We start from the raw sequence: 17,255 nt of genomic DNA, 5'->3' as shown, positions 1-17,255 counted from the left end.
TTCGGGGTCTTGCTCCGCTTTCCGGCCTTTCGGCCTTCCGGCGGTGTCGACTCTATCAGATCCTTTCGGGCCTGATTCCCGGTCAACTCGGGCTGTCTTTGCGGCTGTTGGGCCGTTCCGACGAGTGAGACTTTAGCGGAATCTCGGCTCCCGACCTAATCGGGCTGCGTCCTTCGAACGCGGATTCCACATTCCGTAAAAGCGCACGGAAATGAAACGACGACGAGCCATGAGGCACGACATCGATCACTTGAGTGGGTCTTGCGGAATGGCTGCCCGGGGACCGGCCAAGTGGTCGGCGCTCACGTCGGGCAACTCGGAGAACACTACGTATCGGGGTAGGGGCTGTCAACCTCGGCTGCCGGGCCGCCGGGGGCCCGTGAAGGAGGCTCGGTAGGCGCGGGGGCTGGTGGTCAGGCGGGCCGCGAAGTGCTGGCGCATCGTGACCTCGCTGCCGAAGCCCGCGCGGCGGGCCACCTCGGGCATGGGCAGGTCGGTCTGCTCGAGGAGCTTCTGGGCCGCGGCGATGCGCTGGTCCAGGAGCCAGCTGAGGGGGGTGGTGCCGGTGGCCGCGGTGAAGTGGCGGGCGAAGGAGCGGGGGGACATTCCTGCGCGGGTGGCCAGGTCCTTGACGGTGAGGGGGTCCTGGAGGTTGCGGAGCGCGTACTCGCGTACGGCGGCGAGGGTGTCCGCGTCGCGGTCGGCGCGGGGCGTGGGGTGCTCGATGAACTGGGCCTGGGAGCCGGTGCGGAAGGGGGCCGTGACCATCGAGCGGGCGATGGTGGCGGCGGCCTCCGATCCGTGGGCGAGCCGGACCAGGTGGAGGCAGAGGTCGATGCCCGCGGCGGTGCCGGCCGCCGTCCAGATGTTGCCGTCCTCGATGAAGAGGGCGTCGGGGACGACGGTGACCTCGGGGTACTGGGTGCGGAGGAGGTCGGTGAGGCGCCAGTGGGTGATCGCGCGGCGGCCGTCGAGGAGGCCCGCCTGGGCGAGGGTGAAGGCGCCGCCGCAGAGGGCGGCGATGGGGATGCCGCGGGTGTGGGCGCGGCGGAGGGCGTCGAGGAGGGGGGCGGGGGCCGGGCCGAGGTGGTCGTCGAGGCCGGGGACGACGATCAGGTCGGCGGGGGTGAGGCGGTTCAGCCAGGAGAGCGTGCGGTCGGGGGTGAGGGTGAGGCCGCCGCGGAGGGGGATGGGCGTGGGGCTCGCTGCGGGGCGGTGGAGGGAGAAGGGGGGTGCGCCACGGTCGGTGCGGGGGGTGCCCCAGACCTCTTGGATCACTGAGACGTCGAAGGGTCTCACCCCGGGGAAGGCCAGCATGGCGATGCGCTGAGCCGGCTGGTCGGTGGACCTGGGCTGCATCTTGGTGGCCCTCCTGCTCGTGAGTCGCCCAGCGACGGGGTGCCTGCGGGCGCGGCGGTGACTGGCAGTAAACCATCGATCAGTGGCTTTTGGTGGCCTGGGAAGGTGTGGGGCCGCGCGGCAGGATCGTGGGCATGGAGATCGCAGAGAACGCAGCGCTGGTCGTCGTCGATGTGCAGCAGGGGTTCGAGGAGGAGGGGTTCTGGGGAGCTCGGAACAATCCCGGGGCCGATGACAACATCGCCTCACTCATCGATGCCTGGCAGGAGGCGGGGCGGCCCGTCGTCTTCGTACGGCATGACTCGCCCAAGCCGCAGTCGCCGCTGCGGCCCGGGTACGCGGGCAACGGCTTCAAGGAGTACGTCGAGCAGCGGCGCGGGAAGGGGGCGGGGGCCGAGCTGCTGGTGACGAAGAGCGTGAACTCGGCCTTCTACGGGGAGCCGGATCTCGACGCGTGGCTGAAGGGGGCCGGTGTCGCGCAGTTCGTCGTGGTGGGGATCCAGACCAACATGTGTGTGGAGACGACCGCGCGGATGGGCGGGAATCTGGGGTACGAGGTGATCGTCCCGCTGGACGCGACGCACACCTTCGATCTCGAAGGCCCCTTCGGCTGGCGACGGAGTGCGCAGGAGCTCGCGGAGGCGACGGCGGTGTCGCTTCATGGGGGCGGGTTCGCGAAGGTCGTGACGACGCGGGAGCTCGTAGGCCGCCCATAGACCGTACTTTTGGACGATAGTGGCTGGTTTTAAGAGGCTTAGGGTGACTCAGGCAAGCTTTGTCTGGTTTGAGTCTCTTCTGGTTGGAGTCCGCCGATGCAGTCGCGTCCGCGCTCGCGTTCTCGTACGGCCGTGCTGTGGGCCGCCGTCGCCCTGAGCGTGGCGGCGTCGGCGGCCCCGGCGAGTGCCGTGAGTGCCGTGAGTGCGGTGAGTGCGGTGAGTGCCGCGGGTCAGGATCACAAGGTGCATGTCGTCGTCCTGCGGCTGCATGTGCTGGACCGGATCAATGCCCGCATGGAGGCCGAGGTGCACCGGCTGCGGACGCGGGGGGACGCGGACGAGGCGCGGGCCATGGAGCGGCGGCTGCGCGCGGGGCGGGATGTCGCGCGGCAGCTGCACGTCGTCCTGGGGCGGTAGCCCGCCCCCTCTCGGCCCGGTGTCAGTTGTTGTTGCCGGTGGCCAGTTCGCGGCTGCGGTCGCGGGCCGCTTCGAGGGCGGCGATGAGGGCCGCCCGTACGCCGTGGTTCTCCAGCTCGCGGATGGCGTTGATGGTCGTGCCCGCGGGTGACGTGACGTTCTCGCGGAGCTTGACCGGGTGTTCGCCGCTGTCGCGGAGCATCGTGGCCGCGCCGATCGCGGACTGGACGATCAGGTCGTGGGCCTTGTCGCGGGGCAGGCCGAGCAGGATGCCCGCGTCCGTCATGGCCTCGACCAGGTAGTAGAAGTACGCGGGCCCGGAGCCCGAGAGCGCCGTGCAGGCGTCCTGCTGGGTCTCGGGGACGCGGAGGGTCTGGCCGACGGCGCCGAAGATCTGCTCGGCGTGTGCCAGGTGCGTGGCGTTGGCGTGGCTGCCCGCCGAGATGACGGACATGCCCTCGTCGACCAGGACCGGGGTGTTCGGCATGACGCGGATGACGGCGACGCCGTCGGGCAGGCGCTCCTCGATGAAGGCCGTCGTGATGCCCGCGGCCGCGCTGATGATCAGGCGGTCGGGGGTGAGGTGCGGGGCGAGTTCGTCGAGCAGCCTGGCCATGTCCTGCGGCTTGCAGGCGAGGATCAGGGTGTCGGCCTGCTTGGCGGCCTCGGGGTTGGAGACGGCCTCGACGCCGTAGCGGGTGCGGAGCTCGTCGGCGCGCTCCTGGCGGCGGGTGGTGACCAGCAGGTCGGCGGGGGCCCAGCCGCTGCGGATCACCCCGCTGAGCAGGGCTTCACCGATCTTCCCTGTGCCGAGTACGGCGACCTTCTGACTGCTCATGCGCGGGCCCTCCGGGAGTGTCGTGTTCCGGGGTCATCCTCGCATCGGGCCCGCTCAAGCGGTACGGCGCCGGAGCGTGGCCGCGCCCAGGGCGAGGACCAGGAGCGCGCAGCCCGCGACGATGACGGCGTCGCGGACGAAGGCGCCGGTGACGGCGGGGTGGCGCAGGACCTCGTTCATGCCGTCGACCGCGTACGACATGGGCAGGACGTTCGAGATCTTCTCCAGGACCGGCTGCATGTTCTCGCGTGCGGTGAACAGGCCGCAGAGGAGGAGCTGCGGGAAGATCACCGCGGGCATGAACTGGACGGCCTGGAACTCGGAGGCCGCGAACGCCGAGACGAACAGGCCGAGCGCCGTGCCGAGCAGCGCGTCGAGCAGCGCCACGAGCAGGAGCAGCCAGGCCGAGCCGGTCACGTCCAGGCCGAGGGCCCACAGGGCGAGGCCGGTGGCGAGGGCGGACTGGACGATGGCGAGGCCGCCGAAGGCGAGGGCGTAGCCGGCGATGAGGTCGCCCTTGCCCAGCGGCATGGCGAGGAGGCGCTCGAGGGTGCCGGAGGTGCGCTCGCGGAGGGTGGCGATGGAGGTCACCAGGAACATCGTGATGAGCGGGAAGATGCCGAGGAGCGAGGCGCCGATGGAGTCGAAGGTGCGCGGGCTGCCGTCGAAGACGTAGCGCAGGAGCAGGAGCATCACGCAGGGCACCAGGATCATCAGCGCGATGGAGCGGGGGTCGTGGCGCAGCTGGCGCAGGACGCGGGCGGCGGTGGCGAGGGTGCGGTGGGGGTTCATGGCGTCACCTGGATTCGGGGTGGCGGGGGTTGGCGTCGCGGGGGGCTGGGGTTGCTGTGATGGCTTCGCTCGCCTTGTTCGCTCTGTTCGCCTCGTCCACGAGGTGGAGGAAGCCCTCCTCGACGGTTTCGGAGCGGGTGCGGGCGCGGAGTGCGTCGGGGGTGTCGTCGGCGAGGATCTCGCCCTCGCGCATGAGGAGCAGGCGGTGGCAGCGCTCGGCCTCGTCCATGACGTGCGAGGAGACGAGGAGGGCGGCACCGCGCTCGGCGGCGATGGTGTGGAAGAGCTGCCACAGGTCACGGCGGAGCACGGGGTCGAGGCCGACGGTCGGCTCGTCGAGGACGAGGAGTTCGGGGGTGCCGAGCAGGGCCACGGCGAGGGAGACGCGGCCGCGCTGGCCGCCGGAGAGGTTGCCGGCGAGGGAGTCGGCGTGCGAGGTGAGGTCGACGTCCTCGATGGCTCGGGCGACGTGGGCGCGGCGGCGTTCGGCGGCGGCGCCGCGGCCCGGGTCGAGGACGGCGGCGAAGTAGTCCAGGTTCTGACGGACCGTCAAGTCGTCGTAGACGGACGGGCTCTGGGTCACGTAGCCGATACGGGAGCGCAGCTCGGCGGCGCCCGCCGGGCGGCCCAGGACGCGGAGGGTGCCGCTGACCTTGGCCTGGGTGCCGACGACGGCGCGCATCAAGGTCGACTTGCCGCAGCCGGAAGGGCCGAGCAGGCCGGTGATCTGCCCTGGGGGGACGGTGAACTTGATGCCCTTCAGGACGGTGCGGGGGCCGCGGACGACGGTGAGGGCCTCGGCCTCCACGGCCGGGGTGGCGGCGGCGGTTTCCGTGGTGGCGGGGTCACGCGCAATATTCACCATGCGATGAATATTGCGCGTGCGGGGGTGCGGGGTCAAGCGGGCTTACGGGTGCCGCCGCTTTGGAGTGCCGTCGCTTTCGGGTGCCGCCGCTTTGGAGGTACGGGCTGCGCCGTTACGAGTGCGGGCCCTCCTTGCGTACGACCGTCACGTCCACGGCGTACGCCTCCTCGACGATCCCGTCCGGGAAGGCGGCCAGGAGGTGCCTGCGCTCGTCTTCCAGGACGGGCGCCGCCGCCTCCGGCCCGAGCACAGCGAAGTACGAGCGGCTGCCGAGGTGGGCGAGGCTGACGTCGACGGGGACCCGGCGGCGCCAGTGCAGGCGCCGGGACGCGACCGTGATTGGGCCCTGCTTCTGACCTTGGGCCTGGCCTTGGGCCTGGCCTTGAGTCGCCGACAGCTTGGGGGCGAGTCCCCGGATGATCGCCGGCGCCTCCCCCGTGATGCCGTGCGCGTGGTAGCCGGACAGGCGGGCCTTGAGGCGTTCCTCCTGGGCGACGGACGTGTGTACGTCGGGGTCGGGCACGTTCCACCAGAGGGCGAGGGATCCACCGGGGCGCAGCACGCGCAGGGCCTCGGGGAGCGAGCGGGCCGGGTCGGTCCAGTGCCATGCCTGGGCGTAGGTGACGAGGTCGGCGGAGGCGTCGGCGAGCGGCAGGGCGTCGCCGGTGGCGCGGATCAGGGGGACGGCGGGCAGGCCGGTGCGGAACTGGGCGGCCATGCCGGGGCCCGGCTCGACGGCGGCGACGACGCGGGCGCCGTGGTCGAGGAGGAGGCGGGTGGCGATGCCGGTGCCCGCGCCGACGTCCACGGTGCGGGCGCCGTGGATCGGGCGGTGGGCCAGTTCCTCGATGGCGGCGAAGAGGTGGGGCGGGTAGCCGGGGCGGGCGGCGGCGTACTGGGCGGCTACGGAGTCGAAGGAGAGGGCGAAGTCGCCGGTGGGTTCGGAGAGTTGGCTGGGTCGGTCGGGGTGGCCGGGGTCGCCGGGGTGGCCGGGGTGATCAGGGGTGGTGGGGGCGGACGGGGCCGAGGGGGCGTCGGGGGCGGCGCTGTGGTGAGGGGGTGTGGGCTCGGGCTGGGAGGTACGGGAGGTGTCCGGCATGGGGCCATCTTGGCGACCGGGCTTGGGGGCGTCAGCCCGTACGGCAGTCAGTCCCAGCAGACGTCAGTCCCAGCAGACGTCAGCCCCACCAACCGCCGGCCCTCTCAGCCGCCGGCCCCTCGGCCTCAGCCCCCTCAGCCGTCCCCGGCGGCACGCCGCTAGCTCTTGCGCTTCTTCTTCGAGCTCTTCGACGGGTTGCCCGTCCTGCGCGACGTGCGGCGTTCGTACTGGTCGCGGGCCGTCTCGTACTCCTCGCGGTGCAGTTTCTCGCCCGGGGCCTCGGTCAGGGAGCGGAAGAAGTAGGCGAGCAGGACGCCGATGAAGCCGATCGTCATCAGGCTGCGCATCGACGCCACCGACTGCGGGTCGTGGCGCTTGGAGAAGCCGTCCCACGTGCGCCGGAACGCGATCGCGCTGCAGATCGCGAACATCACCACGACCAGGAGGTTCACGAACTTGCCGACGTCGGCGATCGCGAGGCCCTGGTACGCGAAGCGCAGTACGAAGCAGCCCGCTGCCGCGGCGAGCAGCGCCCCGGCGGCGACGCCCGCGCGGCGCGCCCCGTAGCCGTTGTCGTGGCCGACCCAGGTCGTGCCGAAGAACCGGATCGGCTCGGGCTGCGGGCCGGGCGGGGTGCCCGGCGCTGATACCTGGTCTGCCTCGTTCACATCGCTCACGTTTCGATTATCGCCCGGCCGCCGTCGCCGGGCCGCCCGCGGGCTCGCCCTATTCGTCCCCCTCCTTGCCTCGCCAGGGGGCCGGACCGCTACTTTGTGCGCACAGGCAGCACGAGTGCAGACAAGCAAGCTCAGACAAGCAAGCGCAGACAAGTACAAGCGCAGACAAGTAAGTGCAGACGCGTAGCGGCAGCGGTCAGCAGTAGCAGCACTAGTACGGGCGGCCGGGGCCGCACAGGGGAGGTCGGAGACTGTGTCGCTCCGCGAGGGAGATCCGCAGGACATCGGCGGCTATCCGCTCGAGGCGCGCCTCGGCTCGGGCGGGATGGGCACCGTCTATCTGGCGCGCACCGCGTCGGGGCGGCCCGTGGCGATCAAGCTGATCCACCAGCAGTTCGCGGCCGACGACGAGTTCCGCACCCGCTTCCGGCAGGAGGTCGCCGCCGCCCGCCGGGTCAGCGGCGCCTTCACCGCCGCCGTCGTGGACGCCGACACCGAGGGCGCGCAGCCGTGGATGGCCACGACCTACATCGAGGGCCCCACGCTCGCCCAGCGCATCGCGAGGCGCGGCCCCGTCGGCGGCGCCGAGCTGCGCGGCCTCGCCATCGGCCTGACCGAGGCGCTGCGTGACATCCACCGCGCGGACGTCGTGCACCGCGACCTCAAGCCGTCGAACGTCGTCCTCTCCCCCGAGGGCCCGCGCGTCATCGACTTCGGCATCTCGCGCGCCGCCGACCAGCAGACGCTCACCATGACGGGCCGGGTCATCGGCACGCCGCCGTTCATGTCGCCGGAGCAGCTCCAGGCGCCGCGCGGCGTCGGGCCCGCCTCCGACGTGTTCTCGCTGGGCACGCTGCTCGTCTACGCGGCGACCGGGCAGGGGCCCTTCGACGCGGACAGCCCGTACATGACGGCCTATCAAGTCGTTCATGAGGCGCCGGAGTTGGGGGACGTCCCGGAGGTGCTGCGGGCCGTCGTCGAGCCGTGTCTGGCGAAGACGCCGGACACGCGGCCCTCCGCGAACGGGCTCCTGGAGCAGCTGCGGGACCTGCCGACGGACCTCGGCGGGGCGGGAGCAGGTGCCGCGGGAACCGGGAGCGGCGTCCGTCGTACGCGGGACATGGACACCGAGCACGCGGGGCCGCCGTCGCACGGGCGGGGCAAGCCCTCGGCCGCATCAGACCCAGAACCAGAACCAGCATCAGAACCAGCCCCCGCCTCCGGGACCGCCTCCGGTCCCGGTCCCGGTTCCGGTTCCGGTTCCGAGCGGACCCTCATACGGCAGCGGCTGCGCAAGCGGTGGCGGCCCGTGCTCGCCGCCGCCGTCGCGGTCGCGGCGATCGGCGGCGGGATCGCGGCGCTCACGGCGGGCGGCGACGGGTCCGGGGCCCGGGTCAGCAAGGACAGCGGCCGGGACGGCAAGGGCCGCACCCTCGCGGCGGCCGAGCAGCCGCTGCCCGGCGACTTCAAGCCCTGGCACCACACCGTGCGCGGCGGCTCGATGCCGGACGAGCTGCGCTGTGTGGCGCGCGACGACTCGGTGTTCTGCGGGGGCGGCGGCGTCGTCGGCACCCGGCTGCGGGCCGCCGACGGCTCCCGGGTGTGGACGGTCAAGAGCCCCGGCGTACCGGTGAGCGGCCTGCACCTGGTCGGGGTCACCTCCGACACCGTGCTCGGCTACCGCATCCCCGCCGAGGGCGGCGAGGAAGTGGTGGCCCTCGACGCCGAGAAGGGCGACGAGCTGTGGTCCGCGCCGTCCGGCGCCCAGTCCGCCGCCGTCGCCGGGGGCCGCTCGCAGGACGCGGTGGTGGCCGGCTCGACCGTCCTGACCGTCGACGGGAGCCGGACCCACATCGAGGCCCGGCAGGCGCACAGCGGCAAGCTGCGCTGGCGGGCGCCGTTCCCCGCGGGCTCCGAGTGCACTCCGGTGGCGGCGGGCAAGCGGGCGTACGCGATGTGCGCGCCGCTCGGCGAGACCGACAGCACCGCGGTGCGCCACCCCTCCCTGCACCCGCTCGGCCTCTCCTCCGGCGAGCTCGGCCGGACCATCGCGCTGAAGGGCCAGCTCCAGCCGCTCGGGACCGCGGACGACGGCTCGCTCGTGCTGGTGCGCCAGCGCGTGAAGGGGCCGGAGCTGTTGGGGTACGACGCGGTGGTGCGGGTGGACCCGAAGAGCGGCTCCGCCACGTACGAGCCGCTGAAGAAGACGTATCCGGGGACGCCCGGGCTCGCGGACGGGACGGTGTACGTGACCGCGCAGACCGGGCAGGTCACCGCGTTCGACCCGGCGAGCGGGGCGCTGAAGTGGTCGCGGCAGTCCGGGATCGAGGGGGCGTCGGGGCCGGTGGCGGCGGACGGCGTCCTGTACGTCAGCTCGGCCAGCGGCCGGGTCACGGCGCTGGCCGAGCGGGGCGGGGCCCGGCTGTGGACGACGGATCCGCGGACGGACGGGCTCACGGGTGAGTCCAACGCGAGCGGGCGGGTGGCGGTCGCGGGGCGGGTCGTGGTGGTGGCGGCGGACAAGAACGTGGTGTTCGCGTTCGACGCGGTGCGGCCGCCGGAGTCCGGCTGACCCGGGGCTTTTCCGGCTGGGAGTTCCGCCGCACTCGGCAGCGCGGAGCCGTTCAGCAGCGCGGAGCCGTTCAGCAGCGCGGAGCCGTTCAGCAGCGCGGGGCCACGTAGCCGTCGCTGCCGGTGCGGACGTAGGTGTCCGAGACGTAGCGGCCGCTGCCTATGCGGTCCCAGATCCGGGAGGTTCCGGTGGGGCCCTTGACCAGTTCGCCGGGGCGCTGGCAGGTGATGGTGACGCGGGTGCCCTTGGGCAGGTGGCCGATCTTGGGGTACGAGGTTCCCGGGCCGGAGCGGACGTTGACGTCTGCGGCCAGGGGGTAGGACTTGGCCCCGGTGGCGGCGGCCTCGGTGACGGTCTCTCTGGCGAGCTGGTCGCTCATGGGTGTCTCCCCCGTGTGTGTGGTGTCGGGGGCGGAGACGTCTGGGGCGGGTGGGCTGGTTGCGTTTCCTTTCCCCGGTCCCGCCCCTTCCCGACTGCATCTATTGGCGCGCTCCGCGCGCGGGGCCGACTCCGTCGGCCCCGGGGCACCCGATATCGCCTTAAGGGCTCGGGGCGAAGCCCCCGGACGGTCACCCCAGTCGGGAGACGTCCCTGACCGCGCCCTTGTCCGCGCTCGTCGCCATCGCCGCGTACGCCCGCAGTGCCGCCGAGACCTTGCGCTCGCGGTTCGCGGGGGCGTACACCCCGTTCAGGGCGGACTCGCGGCGGGTCAACTCGTCGTCCGCGACCAGGAGTTCGATCGTGCGGCCCGGGATGTCGATGCGGATCCGGTCGCCGTCCCGGACCAGGGCGATCGTGCCGCCCGAGGCCGCCTCGGGCGACGCGTGGCCGATCGAGAGGCCCGACGTGCCGCCGGAGAAGCGGCCGTCCGTGATCAGGGCGCAGGTCTTGCCGAGGCCGCGGCCCTTGAGGAAGGAGGTGGGGTAGAGCATCTCCTGCATGCCGGGGCCGCCCTTGGGGCCCTCGTAGCGGATGACCACCACGTCGCCGTCCGTGATCTGCTTGTTGAGGATCTTCTCGACGGCCTCCTCCTGGGACTCGCAGACCACCGCGGGACCCTCGAACGTCCAGATCGACTCGTCGACGCCCGCCGTCTTCACCACGCAGCCGTCGACGGCGAGGTTGCCCTTGAGGACCGCCAGGCCGCCGTCCTTCGAGTAGGCGTGCTCGACGGAGCGGATGCAGCCGCCCTCGGCGTCCGTGTCCAGGGCCTCCCAGCGCTCCGACTGGGAGAAGGCGGTGGCGGAGCGGACGCAGCCGGGCGCCGCGTGCCACAGCTCGACGGCCTCGGCGGAGGGCGAACCCCCGCGCACGTCCCAGGTCTTGAGCCAGTCGGCGAGGGAGGCGGAGTGGACCGTGTGCACGCCCTCGTTGAGCAGGCCGCCGCGGTAGAGCTCGCCGAGGAGGGCGGGGATACCGCCGGCGCGGTGCACGTCCTCCATGTAGTACGTGCGGTCCTTCGCCACGTTCGGGGCGACCTTGGCGAGGCACGGGACCCGGCGCGAGACCGCGTCGATGGCGTCCAGGCCGAAGTCGACGCCCGCCTCCTGGGCGGCGGCCAGCAGGTGCAGGATCGTGTTGGTGGAGCCGCCCATCGCGATGTCGAGCGCCATCGCGTTCTCGAAGGCGTCGAAGGTGGCGATGTTGCGCGGCAGGACCGTCTCGTCGTCCTGCTCGTAGTAGCGCCTGGTCAGCTCGACGACCGTGCGGCCCGCGTTCTCGTACAGCGCGCGGCGGGCGGTGTGCGTGGCGAGGACCGAGCCGTTGCCGGGCAGGCTCAGGCCGATGGCCTCGGTCAGGCAGTTCATGGAGTTGGCCGTGAACATGCCGGAGCAGGAGCCGCAGGTCGGGCAGGCGTTCTCCTCGATGCGGAGGATGTCCTCGTCCGAGACCTTGTCGTTCACCGCGTCCGAGATCGCGTCGACCAGGTCGAGGGTGCGGACCGTGCCGTCCACGAGGGTCGCGCGGCCGGACTCCATCGGGCCGCCGGAGACGAAGACCGTGGGGATGTTGAGGCGGAGAGCCGCGTTCAGCATGCCCGGGGTGATCTTGTCGCAGTTCGAGATGCAGATCAGGGCGTCGGCGCAGTGGGCCTCGACCATGTACTCCACGCTGTCCGCGATCAGGTCGCGGGAGGGCAGCGAGTAGAGCATGCCGCCGTGGCCCATCGCGATGCCGTCGTCGACCGCGATCGTGTTGAACTCGCGCGGGATGCCGCCCGCCTCCGTGATCGCCTCGCTGACGATGCGGCCTACGGGGGCGAGGTGGGTGTGGCCCGGCACGAACTCGGTGAAGGAGTTGGCGACCGCGATGATCGGCTTCCTGCCGATGTCCGCGCCCGGTACCCCGGAGGCTCGCATCAGGGCGCGTGCGCCCGCCATGTTGCGGCCGTGGGTGACTGTGCGGGACCTCAGCTCGGGCATCGTCGCTCGCTCCTTCAGGGACGTCAGAGACGTGACGTTAAGACTGCGGTCGAGCGTACGCCGCCGCTCCAAGATCTGGACAGGCTGTCCGGATGACGGGACGGCTGTCTCGCTGAGCGACCAGATCCCCAGGTGCGGGCCGGGGTCTCTCAGTCCCCCGTCAGATGCCCCTGCACCACCGGCGCCACCCGGGCGATGACCTGCTCCGCGTCCGCCGACGCCAGCGGCTCGACCTTGATCACGTAGCGGAGCATCGCGGTGCCCACGAGCTGGGCGGCGGCGAGCGTGGCCCGCAGTTCGGCGTCGGGCAGTTGAACGCGGCGGGCGATCCGGCCGAGCAGCTGGGCCGCGACCAGGCGCCGGAAGACCGCGGCCGCCGTCTCGTTGTTCACCGCGGAGCGCACGATCGCGAGCAGCGGGGCGCGGGTCGCGGGGTTCTCCCAGATGCCGAAGATGAAGCGGGTCAGGCGCTCCCCGACGCCGTCGAGCGGGCCCTCGTCGATCGCCCCGGAGGCCGAGAGCGCGGGCAGGAAGGCCACCTCCACGGCCGCCTCGAAGACCTGTTCCTTGGTGCCGAAGTAGTGGTGCACGAGCGCCGAGTCGACCCCGGCGGCCTTGGCGATGGAGCGCACCGACGTCTTCTCGTACCCGCGCTGCGCGAACTCCTCGCGGGCCGCCGCGAGGATCCGGTCGCGGGTGGCCGGCCCCGCCGCCGACTCCGTGCGGGAGGGCCGTCCCCTGCGGCGCGGAGCGGTGGCCGTCACGGGCGCGAGGCCGTCGCCGAGGAGGCCAGGTGCAGGCGGGTGTAGGCGAGGGCCTCGGCGAGGTCGGCCTCGCGTTCGGCGCTGGACATGGCGCGGCGGGTGTTGACCTCGATCACCACGTGGCCGTCGAAGCCGGTGGTGGCGAGGCGCTCCAGGAGCTCGGCGCAGGGCTGGGTGCCGCGGCCCGGGACCAGGTGCTCGTCCTTGGCGGAACCCTTGCCGTCGGCGAGGTGGACGTGGCCGAGCCGGTCGCCCATGCGGTCGATCATCTGCATCGCGTCCGTGCGGGCGGTCGCGGTGTGGCTGAGGTCGACCGTGAAGTGGCGGTAGTCGTCCTTGGTGACGTCCCAGTCGGGGGCGTAGGCGAGCATCTCGCGGTCGCGGTAGCGCCACGGGTACATGTTCTCGACGGCGAACCGCACATCCGTCTCGTCGGCCATCCGCCAGATCCCCGTGACGAAGTCGCGGGCGTACTGGCGCTGCCAGCGGAACGGCGGGTGCACGACGACGGTCGAGGCGCCCAGCTTCTCGGCGGCGGCCCGGGCCCGCTGGAGCTTCACCCAGGGGTCGGTGGACCAGACGCGCTGCGTGATCAGCAGGCAGGGCGCGTGCACGGCGAGGATCGGGATCTGGTGGTAGTCGCTGAGGCGGCGCAGCGCCTCGATGTCCTGGCTGACGGGATCCGTCCAGACCATGACCTCGACACCGTCGTAGCCGAGGCGCGCGGCGATCTCGAAGGCCGTCGCCGTCGACTCCGGATAGACCGAGGCCGTCGACAGGGCGACCTTCGCATCCGGGATGCGCACCACTGGTTCTGCCACGAGGGACAGAGTACGGGCCCTCGCTTCGCCCCGGGGAGCCCGGGGGATCCGGGGCATCCGGTCTCGGCCGATACGCGTCCCCGCCTCTCCCCGTCCCCCTACGTCGGCAGGTGGTCCAGGCGCCGCAGGATCACGCCCTCGCGCAGCGCCCACGGGCAGATCTCCAGCGTCTCGACGCCGAAGAGGTCCATGGCGCCCTCGGCGACCAGCGCCCCGGCCAACAGCTGTCCGGCCCGGCCCTCGGAGACCCCGGGCAGCTCCGCGCGCTCGGCGGCGGTCATCCCGGCGAGCTGGGGCACCCACTCCTCCAGGGACCTGCGCTTGAGCTCCCGCTGAACGTAGAGTCCCTCGGCGCTGCGGGCGGCGCCCGCGAGCCGGGCCAGCTGCTTGAAGGTCTTCGAGGTCGCCACGACGTGGTCCGGCTTCCCGAACCTGCTGAACTCCCCGACCGTACGGGCGATCTGGGCGCGGACGTGGCGGCGCAGGGCCTTCACGTCGGCGGCGTCCGGCGGGTCCTTGGCCAGCCAGGACGCGGTGAGCCGCCCGGCGCCGAGCGGCAGGCTGACCGCCGCGTCGGGCTCCTCGTCGATGCCGTACGCGATCTCCAGGGAGCCGCCGCCGATGTCGAGCACGAGCAGCTTGCCCGCGGACCAGCCGAACCAGCGGCGGGCCGCGAGGAAGGTGAGCCGGGCCTCCTCCTCGCCGGTCAGGACCTGGAGGTCGACGCCGGTCTCCTCGCGGACGCGGCCGAGGACCTCGTCCGCGTTGCTGGCCTCGCGCACGGCGGAGGTCGCGAACGGCAGCAGGTCCTCGACGCCCTTGTCCTCGGCGGCCTGCAGCGCCTCCCGCACGGTGGCGACGAGCTGGTCCACACCCTCGGGGCCGATCGCCCCGGCGTCGTCGAGGAGTTGGGCGAGGCGCAGCTCGGCCTTGTGCGAGTGCGCGGGCAGCGGCCGGGCACCGGGGTGGGCGTCCACCACCAGCAGGTGCACCGTGTTCGAACCGACGTCGAGGACTCCGAGTCTCATGTACGGAACGCTACGCCGGGTCGGGGCTCCGTCGGTCTTCGGCCAGGCTTCAGCGCGCATACCCTTGAGTCGTGCCAAAGACGAAAAAGGCGAAGACCGACAAAACGAAGGCATCGAAGTCGGGGAAGCCGAAGGACGCGAAGCAGGCAAAGGGCGCGAAGAACGCCAAGGGTCCGGCGCCGGACGAGAAGGGCCTCGACTTCGCCCGTGCCTGGGTGGAGTTCCCGGATCCGGCGGACGACGAGCAGGTCTTCCGCTGCGATCTGACATGGCTGACCTCTCGTTGGACCTGCATCTTCGGCAGCGGCTGCCAGGGCATCCAGGCGGGGCGCGCGGACGACGGCTGCTGCACGCTGGGCGCGCACTTCTCGGACGAGGACGACGAGAAGCGCGTGGCGGGCTTCGTGGCGCGCCTCACGCCCGACATCTGGCAGCACCACGACATCGGCACGGAGACGGGCTGGGTGTCCGAGGACGAGGACGGCGAGCGCCAGACCCGCCCGTACAACGGCTCCTGCATCTTCCAGAACCGGCCGGGCTTCAAGGGCGGCGCGGGCTGTTCGCTGCACATCCTGGCGCTCAAGGAGGGCCGCGAGCCGCTGGAGACCAAGCCGGACGTCTGCTGGCAGCTGCCGGTGCGGCGCACCTACGAGTGGATCGACCGGCCCGACGACACCCGCGTCCTCCAGGTCTCCATCGGGGAGTACGACCGCAGGGGCTGGGGCCCCGGGGGCCACGACCTGCACTGGTGGTGCACCTCGGCGACGTCGGCGCACGGCGCGGGCGAGCCGGTGTACGTCTCGTACCGGCCGGAGCTGATCGAGCTGATGGGCAAGGCGGGCTACGACCGGCTCGCCGAGCTGTGCGAGGAGCGGCTCGCCTCTCAACTCCCGCTGCTGGCACCGCATCCGGCGGATCCGCGCTAGGACGTCTTACGGAGGTCAGTTGCCGCTCGGGCCCGGGTCGCCGCTGTCGCTGGGCGGCGGCGACGTGTCGCCCGGGTCGGACGGGGTGGTCGTGGGGTCCGAGTCGGTGGGCGTCGGGGTCGGGTCCGTGGGGGTCGGATCGGTCGGGGTGGGGTCCGTGGGCGTGGGGTCCGTGGGGGTCGGATCCGTCGGGGTCGGGTCCGTGGGCGTGGGGTCTGTCGGCGTCGGGTCCGTGGGGGTGCCGGGGTCGGTGGGGGTGGTGGGGTCCGTGGGGTGCGGCGAGGTCGAACCGCCGCTGCCGTGGCCGTCGATGGAGATGACCGCTCCGGAGGGGGCGATCGCGATGCGCGCGCGCCAGTGGCCCGACGGCTCCCTTCTTTGATCGACGTACACCTGGATCGTGACCGTCTCGCCCGGCCGCAGCGTCCCGGAGGACTGGCTCAGATAGAGCCAGGAGGCGCCCGTGCGCGCCGACCAGTGGACCGGTGCGCCCCCGGAGGCCGTCAGCGTGATGAGCGTCGTGCCGCCGCTGGGCTGGGCCTCCACGGTGAGCCGCCCGGGGCCCGTACGGGAGTCGCTGGGTGCCTCGCCGCCGCTGATGACCTCTACGGAGACGTCGGGTGAGCGGCTGCCCGCGGTGAAGCGGGGGTCGGGGGTGGTGTCGGCGTTGCCCGCGTTCTCGTACCGGTCCCGCGCGCGGTCGCCGTCCATGCCGCCCGGGTCCTCGGCCTCACTCGCGGAGACCGAGCTGCCGCCCTGGCCCTCGCCGGTGAGCGGGCCGCGGTAGGCGGCCCAGAGGGCGAGCACGGGGGCGGCCACGACGGTGGCGACGACCGTCGTCGTGACGGCACGCGCGCGGAGGCGGTCGCGGCGGGCGGCGTGGTCCTTCGGGTCCATCGGGAAGCCCCGCCGGTCGAAGCGCGGCGCCCCGCCCCTGCGGCCGGCGCGCGGGCCGTGGGCGAGCGCCATGTGCAGGGCCGCGCGCGGGGCTTCGAGCACGGGAAGCACCGAGGACCCTGCCGGGGTGGCGGCGGTGCCGGGCCAGGTGCCCGCTCCGGCGCGCTCGGCGGTGCGGCGGCAGCGGGGGCAGTCGTCGACGTGCCGGACGAGCTCGCGGCGCAGGGCGGTGCCGAGGAGGAGCTGGTTGTCGCCGGTGAGGCGGGCCACGGCCGGGCAGGTGCCGGTCTCCACGACGGCGAGCGCGGCGCGGGTGCGCTCGACCTCGCAGGCCGCGGAGGCGAGCAGCTCGCGCGCGCGGGCGGGGTCCATGCCGAGGACGGCGGCCACTTCGGCGGGGCCGAGCTGGTGGCGGACGGCGAGCTCAAGTGCCTCGCGCTGCTCGGGAGTTGTGCCCGCCGCCTCCGGCCAGGCCAGCTGGGCCAGCTCGCGGGTGCGCTGCCGCTCGGCCTCCGGGGACAGCGGGGCGGGCCCGGGGTCGCGGGAGTGACGGCGGGACGGGACGGAGGCGGGGGCGGGAACCGCCGTGGCGGCGTGGGCCTGGCGGCCGCGCTTGGCCTCGGCGAGCCGGCGCAGACAGACCCAGCGCGCGAGGGCGTAGAGCCAGGGGCGCAGATCCGTTTCGGCAGCCGGAGCGTGCGCGCGTGCGCCCCGGCTCTCGGCGAGCGTGAGGACGTCGGCGAGGGCGGCGGTGGCGGCGTCGTGGTCGCACAGCACGGAGAGGCAGTACGTGAACAGGCCGTCCAGGAACGGCTCGTGGCGCGGGGTCGACGGGGAAGCCGACGAGGACGCGGCGGATGATTCGGGCGCACTCTTCGCCGAGCGCGCCGCGGACCGGGACGGCGCGCGCTTTCGCGCGTCTCTGTGCGCCCGGTGTGCGCCGGTTGCGTACGGGGAGGTTTCCGGCCTGCTGCTCATCACCCGTGCGACCGTAGGCGGATGATGCCGGGCCCTTCTCCCCCCTTGAGCACTTTTAATCCTTACGGGTGAACAGATCCCTC

The 17,255-nt window shown here is 72.7% G+C and carries 16 protein-coding genes; 4 read left to right on the top strand and 12 right to left on the bottom strand.

Annotated features, from left to right (window positions below; translation table 11 throughout):
• Positions 1-348: 348 nt before the first annotated feature.
• On the bottom strand, positions 349-1,359 hold the full coding sequence (locus ACQB60_RS30755; RefSeq protein WP_496929360.1) for a GlxA family transcriptional regulator: 1,011 nt from the start codon (positions 1,357-1,359) through the stop codon (positions 349-351).
• Positions 1,360-1,493: 134 nt separating this feature from the next.
• On the opposite strand from ACQB60_RS30755, the gene ACQB60_RS30750 reads away from it, so the two are divergent.
• Positions 1,494-2,075, top strand: a complete 582-nt coding sequence (locus ACQB60_RS30750) for a cysteine hydrolase family protein (RefSeq protein WP_496929359.1) — start codon at positions 1,494-1,496, stop codon at positions 2,073-2,075.
• A 96-nt stretch (positions 2,076-2,171) separates the two neighbouring features.
• The gene (locus ACQB60_RS30745; protein ID WP_496929358.1) at positions 2,172-2,492 is read left to right on the top strand and encodes a hypothetical protein; all 321 of its coding nucleotides are present in this window, start codon (positions 2,172-2,174) and stop codon (positions 2,490-2,492) included.
• 22 nt (positions 2,493-2,514) lie between these two features.
• On the opposite strand, the gene proC is transcribed toward ACQB60_RS30745, so the two are convergent.
• The 5 genes from proC to ACQB60_RS30720 form a co-directional block, all read right to left on the bottom strand.
• Positions 2,515-3,330, bottom strand: coding sequence for a pyrroline-5-carboxylate reductase (gene proC / locus ACQB60_RS30740; protein WP_384851301.1), 816 nt, complete (start codon positions 3,328-3,330; stop codon positions 2,515-2,517).
• Between the two features lie 54 nt (positions 3,331-3,384).
• Positions 3,385-4,122 (bottom strand): ABC transporter permease, encoded by a 738-nt coding sequence (locus tag ACQB60_RS30735; protein ID WP_496929357.1) that lies wholly within the window; start codon positions 4,120-4,122, stop codon positions 3,385-3,387.
• 4 nt (positions 4,123-4,126) lie between these two features.
• Positions 4,127-4,987 carry an ABC transporter ATP-binding protein gene (locus ACQB60_RS30730; protein ID WP_496929356.1) on the bottom strand — a complete coding sequence of 287 codons (861 nt, stop codon included), beginning with the start codon at positions 4,985-4,987 and terminating at the stop codon, positions 4,127-4,129.
• 112 nt (positions 4,988-5,099) lie between these two features.
• Positions 5,100-6,086, bottom strand: coding sequence for a class I SAM-dependent methyltransferase (locus ACQB60_RS30725; RefSeq protein WP_496929355.1), 987 nt, complete (start codon positions 6,084-6,086; stop codon positions 5,100-5,102).
• A gap of 158 nt (positions 6,087-6,244) precedes the next feature.
• On the bottom strand, positions 6,245-6,763 hold the full coding sequence (locus tag ACQB60_RS30720) for an EamA/RhaT family transporter (protein ID WP_496929354.1): 519 nt from the start codon (positions 6,761-6,763) through the stop codon (positions 6,245-6,247).
• A 253-nt stretch (positions 6,764-7,016) separates the two neighbouring features.
• Between ACQB60_RS30720 and ACQB60_RS30715 the strand changes: the two genes are divergently transcribed.
• Positions 7,017-9,335: a protein kinase domain-containing protein gene (locus tag ACQB60_RS30715; protein WP_496929353.1), complete on the top strand. Its 2,319-nt coding sequence runs from the start codon at positions 7,017-7,019 to the stop codon at positions 9,333-9,335.
• 88 nt (positions 9,336-9,423) lie between these two features.
• Here the strand turns inward: ACQB60_RS30715 and ACQB60_RS30710 are convergent, their stop codons facing one another.
• From ACQB60_RS30710 to ACQB60_RS30690, 5 genes are all read right to left on the bottom strand, one after another.
• A complete protein-coding gene (locus tag ACQB60_RS30710; protein ID WP_496929352.1) occupies positions 9,424-9,714 on the bottom strand; it encodes an SH3 domain-containing protein in 291 nt (96 codons plus the stop codon).
• A 190-nt stretch (positions 9,715-9,904) separates the two neighbouring features.
• Positions 9,905-11,758 (bottom strand): dihydroxy-acid dehydratase, encoded by a 1,854-nt coding sequence (gene ilvD, locus ACQB60_RS30705; RefSeq protein WP_496929351.1) that lies wholly within the window; start codon positions 11,756-11,758, stop codon positions 9,905-9,907.
• Between the two features lie 149 nt (positions 11,759-11,907).
• Positions 11,908-12,522: a TetR/AcrR family transcriptional regulator gene (locus ACQB60_RS30700; RefSeq protein ID WP_496929350.1), complete on the bottom strand. Its 615-nt coding sequence runs from the start codon at positions 12,520-12,522 to the stop codon at positions 11,908-11,910.
• Entirely contained in the window at positions 12,519-13,343 is an 825-nt protein-coding gene (locus ACQB60_RS30695; protein ID WP_496929349.1) for a sugar phosphate isomerase/epimerase family protein, read from the bottom strand. The genes ACQB60_RS30700 and ACQB60_RS30695 overlap by 4 nt, the downstream gene beginning before the upstream one ends.
• A 98-nt stretch (positions 13,344-13,441) precedes the next feature.
• Positions 13,442-14,371, bottom strand: coding sequence for a Ppx/GppA family phosphatase (locus tag ACQB60_RS30690; RefSeq protein ID WP_496929348.1), 930 nt, complete (start codon positions 14,369-14,371; stop codon positions 13,442-13,444).
• Between the two features lie 71 nt (positions 14,372-14,442).
• Here ACQB60_RS30690 and ACQB60_RS30685 point away from each other — a divergent pair, with 71 nt between their 5' ends.
• Entirely contained in the window at positions 14,443-15,297 is an 855-nt protein-coding gene (locus ACQB60_RS30685) for a DUF3109 family protein (protein ID WP_496929347.1), read from the top strand.
• Positions 15,298-15,312: 15 nt separating this feature from the next.
• Here ACQB60_RS30685 and ACQB60_RS30680 read toward each other — a convergent pair whose 3' ends face one another.
• Complete coding sequence (locus ACQB60_RS30680; RefSeq protein WP_496929346.1) at positions 15,313-17,172, bottom strand: BACON domain-containing protein; 1,860 nt, start codon at positions 17,170-17,172, stop codon at positions 15,313-15,315.
• Positions 17,173-17,255: the final 83 nt, after the last annotated feature.

Source organism: Streptomyces odontotermitis (genome assembly GCF_050510915.1).
Taxonomy (GTDB): domain Bacteria; phylum Actinomycetota; class Actinomycetes; order Streptomycetales; family Streptomycetaceae; genus Streptomyces.
The sequence above is the reverse complement of the archived record's forward strand: the minus strand, read 5'-3'. Positions and strand labels throughout refer to the sequence as shown.